We start from the raw sequence: 9,902 nt of genomic DNA on the forward strand, positions 1-9,902 counted from the left end.
TCCAATAGGTAACAGGTTAGGAATCATCAAAGGTTGGGATTCTAACTGGTTCGGTGGCAACAACTATGCTGATAAATTAGTTGAGGACGAAAAAATAAGAAAATACCTTTCTGCACGTATTGCAAAAGGCGGTGTAGCTAAAGTGGTAATAGAGCGTACGTTGAAACGTATCACTGTTACTATTCATACAGCTCGTCCGGGGATTGTGATCGGTAAAGCAGGACAGGAAGTTGACAAGATCAAAGAAGAGTTGAAAAAATTGACTAAGAAGGAAATTCAGATCAACATCTTTGAAATTAAACGTCCTGAGCTTGATGCACAATTAGTAGCAGAAGGTGTTGCAAAACAATTAGAAGCAAGGATTTCATTCCGTAGAGCAATGAAGTCTACTATCGCATCAACAATGCGTATGGGTGCTGAAGGTATCAAAATTATGACCTCTGGTCGTTTAGGTGGTGCTGAGATGGCTCGTAGCGAACAGTATAAAGAAGGAAGAATTCCTTTGCATACTTTCCGTGCAGACATTGATTATGCATTAGCAGAAGCTTTAACTACTTATGGTAAAATAGGTGTTAAAGTATGGATCTGTAAAGGTGAAGTTTACGGTAAACGTGATCTTTCTCCAAACATCGGTGCTACGAGCAATGCTCCAGGCAAAGGTGGAAGACCAGAAGGTGCTTTTGCAGGTGGTGGTAGAGACAGAGATAACCGTGGCGGTGGCGACAGAAGAAACGACAAAGGTCGTGGCGGAAGAGGTCCTGGTCAAGGCGGTCCTGGTGCAGGAAGAGATAATAGAGGCGGAAATACTCAGAATAGAGGTCCTCGTAAATAATTAGTTAACAGATCGTTTAACGATAATATTAAGATAAAATGTTACAGCCAAAAAGAACGAAGTTCAGAAAGATGCAAAAGGGCAGAATGAAAGGTTTAGCAACTCGTGGTGCTGAATTGTCATTCGGATCTTTCGGGATTAAATCTTTAGAGTCGACATGGATTACCAGTCGTCAGATAGAGGCAGCCCGTATTGCCGTGACTCGTTTCATGAAACGTGAAGGTCAGGTTTGGATTAGAATATTCCCGGACAAACCGGTAACTAAGAAACCAGCCGAAGTACGTATGGGTAAAGGTAAGGGTGCTCCGGAATACTGGGTAGCCGTAGTTAGACCAGGACGTATTATTTTTGAAGCCGAAGGAGTTCCTTTAGAAATTGCTAAAGAAGCTATGAGATTGGCAGCTCAAAAATTACCGATCCAAACAAAATTTGTAGTACGTAGAGATTACGTAGAGGCATAAGAAAAGTTATGGGTTGAATGTTGTAAGTAACTTGTTATTACAACCGCTAGGCCCACAACATAAAAATTAATAAAATGAAGAACTCAGAAATCACAGGGCTTTCACAAGAAGAACTAGTAGTCAGGATTGCAGAAGAAAAAGAAAACTTAGTAAAGTTAAAATTTGCGCATACAATTTCGGCTATAGAGAATCCTACCCGCATTAAAAAGGTAAGAAGAGATATCGCCCGATTAAATACTGAAGTGACTAAGCGTAAAGCTCAGTCAGCTAGTGAAACTAAATAACTTTAGAGTCGAAATGGAAAGACAATTAAGAAAAACAAGAACCGGGTTAGTGGTAAGCAACAAGATGGATAAATCTATTGTTGTAGCGGTAGAACGTAAAGTGAAACACCCGATCTATGGTAAGTTTGTTAAGAAAACTACCAAATTTATGGCTCATGACGAGAAAAACGATTGCGGTATTGGTGATACAGTACTGATCATGGAGACTCGTCCGCTGAGTAAAAACAAGAACTGGAGATTAGTGGAAATTTTAGAAAGGGCTAAATAACATGGTACAACAGGAATCAAGATTAAACGTAGCCGACAATAGCGGCGCAAAAGAAGTATTGGTTATCCGTGTCCTTGGTGGTACTGGAAAAAGATATGCTTCTATTGGTGACAAAATCGTTGTTACCGTTAAAAGTGCATTGCCTTCTGGAAACATCAAGAAAGGAACCGTTTCTAAAGCAGTTGTTGTAAGAACAAAGAAAGAGATCAGACGTAAAGATGGTTCTTACATCCGTTTCGACGACAATGCAGCAGTATTATTAAATGCACAAGATGAGCCGCGTGGTACACGTATTTTTGGCCCGGTAGCAAGAGAACTGCGTGAAAAACAATTCATGAAAATTGTATCATTAGCACCGGAGGTATTATAAAATGAAAAATAAAGTAACTACACCAAAAGTAAAAATCCGTAAAGGAGATTTAGTAAAGGTTATAGCTGGCGATTCAAAAGGCCAACAAGGTAAAGTTCTTTCAGTATTAATTACTAAAAGCAGAATCCTTGTAGAAGGTGTTAACCTTGTATCAAAACATACAAAACCAAATGCTGCTACCCCAAATGGTGGTATCATTAAAAAAGAAGCTGCTCTTCATATTTCTAACGTTGCGTTAATAGATCCTAAATCAGGTGACATAACACGCGTTGGCAGAAAGCTTAATGCTGATGGGAAATTAGTTAGGGTTAGTAAAAAATCAGGAGAGGAGATCAAATAATGGCTTACGTACCAAGATTAAAAAGTAAATATAAAGAGGAAATTGTAACTGCACTTAAAGATAAGTTCAATTATAAAAGCGTTATGCAAGTTCCTAAGTTAGAGAAAATCGCTATTAACCAAGGTGTTGGGCGTTTCTCTGTAACTGATAAGAAAATAATGGACAGCTCTATTTTGGAGATGACTACTATCTCTGGTCAGCAGGCAGTTGGAGCAAAATCTAAAAAAGATATCTCAAACTTTAAATTGCGTAAAGGTATGCCAGTAGGTGTACGTGTTACTTTGCGTGATAATAACATGTATGAGTTTTTAGATCGTTTAATTTCCGTAGCTTTGCCACGTATCCGTGATTTCAAAGGTATCAATGATAAAGGTTTTGATGGAAAAGGTAACTATACTTTAGGTATTACCGAACAAATCATCTTCCCAGAGATCAACATCGACAAAATCAGCAAGATTTTAGGTATGGACATTACTTTTGTAACTACTGCTACTACTGATGTTGAAGCATTGGAACTTTTAAAACAATTTGGATTACCGTTTAAAAATCAAAATACAAATCTATAATGGCAAAAGAAGGAGTAAAAGCTCGCGAAGTTAAGCGCCAGAAATTAGTAGCTAAGTATGCAGACAAACGTGCTGAACTTAAAGCTGCTGGTGATTATGAAGGATTAGATAAGTTACCAAAAAACTCATCTGCTGTACGTTTACACAATCGTTGTAAATTGACTGGACGTCCTCGTGGTTATATGCGTACTTTCGGTATATCAAGGGTACTTTTCCGCGATATGGCTTTAGCAGGTAAAATACCTGGAGTTAGAAAAGCAAGCTGGTAACACAGCTTCTTTGTACTTAAGGTATTTTCCTTGAGTAGAAAATAAATATTAACCGATGGCAGGTCGTCCCGAATAGGTCAGGAAGGAAACCACTATCACAACTATATAAAAAATGAATACAGATCCAATAGCAGATTATCTTACAAGGGTAAGAAATGCCATCAAGGCAAATCACAGAATTGTAGAGATTCCTGCATCAAACCTTAAAAAGGAAATTACTAAAGTACTTTTTGATAAAGGTTACATTGCCAATTACAAATTTGAGGATACTACTGCTCAAGGTACAATCAAGATAGCTTTAAAATATAACGCTATTACGAAAATACCTGCAATCCGTACATTAGTACGTATCAGTAAACCAGGTTTAAGGCAATATGCTGGCGTAGAGAATATGCCAAGAGTATTAAACGGTTTAGGTATCGCGATCTTATCTACATCTAAGGGTGTTATGACTGATAAAGAAGCTGCTAAACTAAACATTGGTGGCGAAGTTTTGTGTCACGTTTATTAATTAAAGGAGGATAGCAAAATGTCAAGAATAGGAAAAGCCCCAATTAGTATCCCTTCAGGTGTTACAATTACTGTATCTAAAGATAACGTAGTATCTGTTAAAGGCCCTAAAGGTGAATTAACTCAAGCAGTAGATTCAGATATCACAGTAAGTCAGGAAGATGGTGTATTAACTGTACAACGTCCCTCAGAACAAAAAAGACACAAAGCGTTACACGGTTTGTATCGTTCTTTGTTAAACAATATGGTTGTTGGTGTAACAGAAGGTTATAAAATTCAACAAGAATTAGTAGGTGTGGGTTACCGTGCTACTAACCAAGGAAATACTTTGGATCTTGTTTTAGGTTATTCTCACCACTATGTATTCCAATTACCGGAAGAAATTAAGGTAACGACAACTTCAGAAAAAGGTCAGACTCCAAAAATTATTTTGGAAAGTATTGATAAACAACTGATAGGACAAGTAGCAGCGAAAATCCGTTCGTTACGTGCACCAGAGCCATACAAAGGTAAAGGTATCAAGTTTGTAGGAGAAGTGTTAAGAAGAAAAGCAGGTAAATCAGCTTCTAAAAAATAATCATCATGGCAGGGAAAAAATTATCTCGTAGAGATCGTATAAAAAAAGGAATCAGAAAAAGATTAACAGGTTCTGAAAGCCGTCCACGTTTATCGGTTTATAGAAGCAATAAAGGAATTTATGCTCAAATCATTAACGACGTAACCGGTAGTACAATTGTATCAGCTTCATCTTTATCTAAAGATTTTTCAGGTACTGGAAACAAATCGGAGCAATCTGTAGCTGTAGGTAAATTAGTTGCAGAGAAAGCAATCGCAGCTGGTGTTAAAGAAGTTGTTTTCGATAGAAACGGCTACTTATACCATGGACGTATAAAATCGTTGGCAGAAGGTGCTCGCGAAGCTGGTTTAGTATTTTAATCTGAAAATAGGATAAGAATGTCAACTATCAATATAAAAAGAGTTAAGACTAGCGAAATCGAATTGAAAGATCGTTTAGTTAGCATACAGCGTGTAGCCAAAGTAACCAAAGGTGGTCGTACTTTCAGCTTCTCAGCAATCGTAGTTGTTGGAGATGAAAACGGAATCGTAGGTTACGGATTGGGTAAAGCTAAAGAGGTAACAGAAGCAATTGCAAAAGGCATCGATGATGCTAAAAAGAACTTGGTAAAAGTTCCTTTGTTAAATGGTACTGTTCCTCACGAGCAAATTGGTAAATTCTCAGGTGGTTTTGTTTTAATCAAACCAGCTGCAGTAGGTACCGGAGTAATTGCTGGTGGTGCAATGCGTGCTGTATTAGAGAGTGCCGGAGTACATAACGTATTGGCCAAATCAAAAGGTTCATCTAATCCACATAACGTGGTAAAAGCAACTGTTGATGCTTTAACTAAGATGCGTGATGCTTATACTGTAGCTCAGCAACGTGGTGTAGATTTAAATAAAGTTTTTAACGGATAATATTATGGCGAAGATCAAAATAACCCAGGTAAAAAGCATTATCGATAGAAGCGAACGCCAAAAAAGAACGATGCAAGCTTTAGGTTTAACTAAAATGAACCAAAGTGTAGAAGTAGAAGCAACTGCTGCCATTATTGGAATGGTAAGAAAAGTTAATCACTTAATAGCTATCGAGAGTATATAATTATTTAAGGTTGCAGATGTGAGTTATATGACTACATTTGCAACCTTTGTATATTGTTTAACCGTTGTCCCTGATTAGTGAAAGCGAAGGGCAACACAATAAGTTTTAAAAATGAACTTAAGTAATTTAAAACCTGCAGCAGGTTCTACTAAAAATAGTAAGAGGATAGGTCGTGGTACTGGTTCTGGTCGTGGTGGTACTTCGACACGTGGACATAAAGGTGCTGGATCACGTTCAGGACATTCAACTAAGATTGGATTTGAAGGTGGTCAAATGCCGTTACAACGTCGTGTGCCTAAGGTAGGTTTCAAACCAATTAACCGTGTTGAATATGTAGGTGTAAACTTAGATGTTTTACAAGGTTTGGCTGAGAAGTTTAACTTAACAAGCATTGATTTTGCTATCTTGCAAGAACACGGATTGGCTTCAAAAAATGATCTGGTAAAAGTATTAGGTCGTGGTGAGGTTAAATCTAAATTAGAAGTTAAAGCACATGCTTTTTCTGCTACTGCACAAAAAGCTATTGAGGCTGTTGGAGGCTCAATCGAAAAATTGTAATTAATGAAGAAGCTGTTTACTACTTTAAGTAATATTTGGAAAATTCAAGAATTAAAAGAGCGTATAGTATTTACGCTCATGATTCTTTTGGTATATAGATTTGTATCGCATGTGGTTTTGCCAGGTGTTGATGCGACTCTTTTAGGCGATAATGAGAAGTCTGGCCTTTTGGGCCTTTTGGATATGTTCGCTGGGGGATCATTCTCCAGAGTATCTATTCTTGCTTTGGGAGTTATGCCTTATATTTCTGCATCAATTGTAGTTCAGCTATTAGGTATTGCTGTACCTTCGTTTCAGAAAATGCAAAAGGAAGGTGAAAGTGGAAGAAATAAACTGAATCAAATTACACGCTATCTAACTGTTGCTATTACAGCTGTACAAGCAGTTGGTTATGAATTATCATTAATCATACATTATTCTTTGTTCTGGCTACGTTTGTATTGGCCGCAGGTACATTATTTGTAATGTGGTTAGGAGAGAAAATTACTGATAAAGGTATCGGTAATGGTATCTCACTGATCATTATGGTTGGTATTATCGCTCGTTTACCTATCGCTTTACAACAAGAGATCAGCTCTAGATTTGTAGGTGATGGTGGACTTATCGCTTTGGTGATTGAGATAGTTGCACTTTTTGCAGTAGTTATGTTCACTATCATGATTGTACAGGGTGTACGTAAAGTACCAGTTCAATATGCCAAAAGAATTGTTGGTAACAGACAATTTGGTGGTGTAAGACAGTACATACCATTAAAGGTGAATGCTGCAGGTGTAATGCCAATCATTTTCGCTCAGGCATTAATGTTTATTCCGGCAACTTTAACGCAATTTTTTCCTTCACTACAAAATACATGGCTAATTCAGTTTAGTGATTATACTTCGTTAGCATATAGTTTAACATTTGCTTTTTTAATTATTGCATTTACGTTTTTCTATACCGCTATTACAGTTAATCCTACTCAGATGTCGGATGATATGAAAAAGAACGGTGGGTTCATTCCTGGTATTAAACCTGGATTGTCTACTTCATCTTTTATAGACGATGTGATCTCAAAGATTACCTTTCCGGGTGCTGTCTTTTTAGCTATCATCGCTATTCTTCCTTCAATCGCTGTTAAGTTTGGAATTAAATCTGAGTTCGCTCATTTCTATGGCGGTACTTCTTTGCTAATTCTTGTAGGTGTGGTTTTGGATACATTGCAACAGATCGAAAGTTATTTGTTAATGCGTCATTATGATGGATTGATGAAGACAGGTCGTGTTACTGGAAGAACAGGAATTCCAGCTGCTAGCGGAAGCAATGCAGTGATATAGTAGAAGAAAGAATGTCTAAGATCTATTATAAATCCCTCGAGGAGATAGAATTAATAAGAGAAAGCTCTTTGTTAGTGTCAAAAACACTAGCTGAAGTAGCAAAAGTTATTCAGCCAGGTGTTACAACCAAAAAGTTAGATCAGCTGGCTGAGACTTTTATTAAGGATCATGGCGCAATACCTGCTTTTTTGAATTATAACGGCTTTCCTTATTCGCTTTGTATTTCACCTAATGAACAAGTTGTTCATGGATTTCCGAGCGATTATGTGATTCAGGAAGGTGATCTTATCTCAGTGGATTGCGGGGTTATTAAAAACAACTACTTTGGTGATTCAGCATATACATTTTCAATTGGAGAAGTAAGTGCCGAGAAGAAGAAGTTGGTAGAAGTAACTCAGGAATGTTTACGACTGGCTGTAGAAAAGGCAGTTGTAGGTTCCAGAATTGGAGATATTGGTTTTGCTGTTCAGGACCTGGCAGAGAAGAATGGTTTTGGTGTAGTAAGAGAGCTGGTAGGGCACGGAGTAGGAGTTAAGTTGCATGAAAAGCCAGAGGTTCCTAACTACGGTAAACGTGGTAGCGGGATTAAACTGGAAGAGGGGATGGTTATAGCAATAGAACCAATGATAAATGCCGGCACAGCCGGAGTGAAGTTTTGGTCTGATGGCTGGACAGTAACCAGTAATGACAATAGACCTTCTGCACATTTTGAACATACAGTGGCTGTAAAAAAGGGAAAAGCAGATGTTTTATCAACCTTTTCTTTAATTGAAGAAGTTTTAATAGAAAAAAAGTAAATAATTAAAATTTTTTATTTAATTTTGCAACCCTGTTTAATAGCAGCTAATTAAGTAAAAATCAATATTATATGGCTAAACAAGCCTCAATTGAACAAGACGGTGTAATAAAAGAAGCATTATCGAATGCCATGTTCAGAGTTGAACTAGAGAATGGACATGAGATAATAGCTCATATTTCGGGGAAAATGAGGATGCACTACATCAAAATTTTACCCGGAGATAAAGTAAAATTAGAGATGTCGCCTTACGATTTATCAAAGGGCAGGATTACTTATAGATATAAATAAAATGAAAGTTAGGTCATCAATTAAAAAACGTAGTGCTGATTGCAAGGTTATTCGTCGTAAAGGTAAACTTTACGTTATAAACAAGAAAAACCCTAAGTTTAAGCAACGTCAAGGTTAAGAAATTATTGAAGTATGATTGGATTGAATGTACAGGTTACTCAATCTGTCGTTTAATCAAATAATCAAACATTTAGTACAAATATGGCAAGGATATCAGGACTGAAGCAGGTATCGATTTAAGCAAAAAAGTACAGGACTGGTCTGATGATGAATTATCAGCAATCCGTACCATTATAAACGACGGCGTAAAAGTTGAAGGAGCTTTACGTTCAGAGGTTCAATTAAACATCAAACGTTTAATGGACATTGGTTGTTACCGTGGTTTACGTCACAGAAAAGGTTTACCTGTGCGTGGTCAGCGTACTAAAAACAACTCTCGTACACGTAAAGGCAAGAGAAAAACAGTTGCGAACAAGAAAAAAGCTACTAAATAAAAATTAGTACTGAATAATAATTATGGCTAAGAGTAAAAAAGTTACCAAAAAGCGTATTGTTGTTATTGAGCCTGTTGGTCAGGCGCACATCAATGCTACTTTTAACAATATCATTGTTACCCTAACAAATAACAACGGTCAAACTATTTCATGGTCTTCTGCAGGTAAAATGGGATTTAAGGGTTCTAAAAAGAACACTCCATATGCAGCAGGTCAAGCTGCATCTGATTGCGGTAAAGTAGCATTTGATTTAGGTCTACGTAAAGTAGAAGTTTTTGTTAAAGGTCCAGGTTCAGGTCGTGAGTCTGCAATTAGAACATTGCAGGTTTCAGGTATCGAAGTAACCTCTATCAAAGATATTACGCCGCTTCCACACAATGGATGTCGTCCTCCTAAGAAGAGAAGAGTTTAATTTATTAATTTTTAAAGCTAAGAGTCTGCAGCTTCAGGTTGCATGATACTTTAAAACAAAAAGCAATGGCAAGATATACAGGACCGAAGTCCAAAATCGCGCGTAAATTCAGAGAGCCAATTTTTGGCCCTGATAAAGTATTAGATAGAAAAAATTATCCTCCTGGGCAACACGGTGCCTCAAAAAGAAGAGGAAAACAATCTGAATACGCAGTTCAATTAATGGAAAAGCAAAAAGTTAAATATACTTATGGTGTATTGGAGCGTCAGTTCCGTAACTTGTTTACCAAAGCGTCTTCTCGTGAAGGAATTACAGGTGATAACTTATTGCAATTATTAGAGGCTCGTTTAGATAATACAGTATACAGATTAGGTATTGCTACTACACGTTCAGCTGCTCGTCAGTTAGTTAGCCATAAACACGTAACAGTTAACGGTGAAGTAGTAAATATCCCTTCATATCAATTAAAAGCTGGAGATGT

19 protein-coding genes and 2 pseudogenes are annotated in these 9,902 nt (G+C 37.3%); all 21 read left to right on the forward strand.

Features of this window, described 5'->3' with window-relative positions:
• The coding region (gene rpsC / locus AC1DDX_RS20420; protein WP_477622498.1) for a 30S ribosomal protein S3 at nucleotides 1-832 on the forward strand (832 nt) is incomplete at its 5' end.
• A gap of 38 nt (nucleotides 833-870) precedes the next feature.
• Nucleotides 871-1,293 carry a 50S ribosomal protein L16 gene (gene rplP, locus AC1DDX_RS20425; protein ID WP_008244578.1) on the forward strand — a complete coding sequence of 141 codons (423 nt, stop codon included), beginning with the start codon at nucleotides 871-873 and terminating at the stop codon, nucleotides 1,291-1,293.
• Between the two features lie 74 nt (nucleotides 1,294-1,367).
• Nucleotides 1,368-1,577 carry a 50S ribosomal protein L29 gene (gene rpmC, locus AC1DDX_RS20430; RefSeq protein WP_172661515.1) on the forward strand — a complete coding sequence of 70 codons (210 nt, stop codon included), beginning with the start codon at nucleotides 1,368-1,370 and terminating at the stop codon, nucleotides 1,575-1,577.
• Between the two features lie 13 nt (nucleotides 1,578-1,590).
• Nucleotides 1,591-1,845, forward strand: coding sequence for a 30S ribosomal protein S17 (gene rpsQ, locus AC1DDX_RS20435; RefSeq protein WP_048907439.1), 255 nt, complete (start codon nucleotides 1,591-1,593; stop codon nucleotides 1,843-1,845).
• Between the two features lies 1 nt (nucleotide 1,846).
• Entirely contained in the window at nucleotides 1,847-2,215 is a 369-nt protein-coding gene (gene rplN, locus AC1DDX_RS20440; protein WP_008244575.1) for a 50S ribosomal protein L14, read from the forward strand.
• A gap of 1 nt (nucleotide 2,216) precedes the next feature.
• Complete coding sequence (gene rplX / locus AC1DDX_RS20445) at nucleotides 2,217-2,555, forward strand: 50S ribosomal protein L24 (protein ID WP_048907438.1); 339 nt, start codon at nucleotides 2,217-2,219, stop codon at nucleotides 2,553-2,555.
• Nucleotides 2,555-3,121, forward strand: coding sequence for a 50S ribosomal protein L5 (rplE, locus tag AC1DDX_RS20450; RefSeq protein WP_288882897.1), 567 nt, complete (start codon nucleotides 2,555-2,557; stop codon nucleotides 3,119-3,121). The genes rplX and rplE overlap by 1 nt, the downstream gene beginning before the upstream one ends.
• Nucleotides 3,121-3,390 carry a 30S ribosomal protein S14 gene (gene rpsN / locus AC1DDX_RS20455; RefSeq protein WP_048907436.1) on the forward strand — a complete coding sequence of 90 codons (270 nt, stop codon included), beginning with the start codon at nucleotides 3,121-3,123 and terminating at the stop codon, nucleotides 3,388-3,390. The genes rplE and rpsN overlap by 1 nt, the downstream gene beginning before the upstream one ends.
• Nucleotides 3,391-3,502: 112 nt before the next feature.
• Nucleotides 3,503-3,901, forward strand: coding sequence for a 30S ribosomal protein S8 (gene rpsH / locus AC1DDX_RS20460; protein ID WP_048907435.1), 399 nt, complete (start codon nucleotides 3,503-3,505; stop codon nucleotides 3,899-3,901).
• An 18-nt stretch (nucleotides 3,902-3,919) separates the two neighbouring features.
• On the forward strand, nucleotides 3,920-4,477 hold the full coding sequence (gene rplF / locus AC1DDX_RS20465; RefSeq protein ID WP_172661514.1) for a 50S ribosomal protein L6: 558 nt from the start codon (nucleotides 3,920-3,922) through the stop codon (nucleotides 4,475-4,477).
• A gap of 5 nt (nucleotides 4,478-4,482) precedes the next feature.
• On the forward strand, nucleotides 4,483-4,836 hold the full coding sequence (rplR, locus tag AC1DDX_RS20470) for a 50S ribosomal protein L18 (protein ID WP_048907433.1): 354 nt from the start codon (nucleotides 4,483-4,485) through the stop codon (nucleotides 4,834-4,836).
• An 18-nt stretch (nucleotides 4,837-4,854) separates the two neighbouring features.
• Complete coding sequence (gene rpsE, locus AC1DDX_RS20475; protein WP_008244566.1) at nucleotides 4,855-5,373, forward strand: 30S ribosomal protein S5; 519 nt, start codon at nucleotides 4,855-4,857, stop codon at nucleotides 5,371-5,373.
• 4 nt (nucleotides 5,374-5,377) lie between these two features.
• Nucleotides 5,378-5,557: a 50S ribosomal protein L30 gene (gene rpmD, locus AC1DDX_RS20480; RefSeq protein ID WP_048907432.1), complete on the forward strand. Its 180-nt coding sequence runs from the start codon at nucleotides 5,378-5,380 to the stop codon at nucleotides 5,555-5,557.
• A 111-nt stretch (nucleotides 5,558-5,668) separates the two neighbouring features.
• Nucleotides 5,669-6,115, forward strand: a complete 447-nt coding sequence (gene rplO / locus AC1DDX_RS20485) for a 50S ribosomal protein L15 (RefSeq protein WP_048907431.1) — start codon at nucleotides 5,669-5,671, stop codon at nucleotides 6,113-6,115.
• Between the two features lie 3 nt (nucleotides 6,116-6,118).
• Nucleotides 6,119-7,428 (forward strand): annotated as a pseudogene (gene secY / locus AC1DDX_RS20490) (preprotein translocase subunit SecY).
• 11 nt (nucleotides 7,429-7,439) lie between these two features.
• Nucleotides 7,440-8,225 (forward strand): type I methionyl aminopeptidase, encoded by a 786-nt coding sequence (gene map / locus AC1DDX_RS20495; RefSeq protein ID WP_172661513.1) that lies wholly within the window; start codon nucleotides 7,440-7,442, stop codon nucleotides 8,223-8,225.
• Between the two features lie 71 nt (nucleotides 8,226-8,296).
• Nucleotides 8,297-8,515, forward strand: coding sequence for a translation initiation factor IF-1 (gene infA, locus AC1DDX_RS20500; RefSeq protein ID WP_048907428.1), 219 nt, complete (start codon nucleotides 8,297-8,299; stop codon nucleotides 8,513-8,515).
• 1 nt (nucleotide 8,516) lies between these two features.
• A complete protein-coding gene (gene ykgO, locus AC1DDX_RS20505; protein WP_008244551.1) occupies nucleotides 8,517-8,633 on the forward strand; it encodes a type B 50S ribosomal protein L36 in 117 nt (38 codons plus the stop codon).
• Nucleotides 8,634-8,727: 94 nt separating this feature from the next.
• Nucleotides 8,728-9,009 (forward strand): annotated as a pseudogene (rpsM, locus tag AC1DDX_RS20510) (30S ribosomal protein S13); the annotation flags it as partial.
• Between the two features lie 22 nt (nucleotides 9,010-9,031).
• Nucleotides 9,032-9,421, forward strand: coding sequence for a 30S ribosomal protein S11 (gene rpsK / locus AC1DDX_RS20515; RefSeq protein WP_048907426.1), 390 nt, complete (start codon nucleotides 9,032-9,034; stop codon nucleotides 9,419-9,421).
• 65 nt (nucleotides 9,422-9,486) lie between these two features.
• A partial coding sequence (gene rpsD / locus AC1DDX_RS20520) for a 30S ribosomal protein S4 (protein WP_477622499.1) occupies nucleotides 9,487-9,902 on the forward strand: 416 nt, incomplete at its 3' end.

It is taken from the genome of Pedobacter sp. 10L46_2, assembly GCF_056395165.1.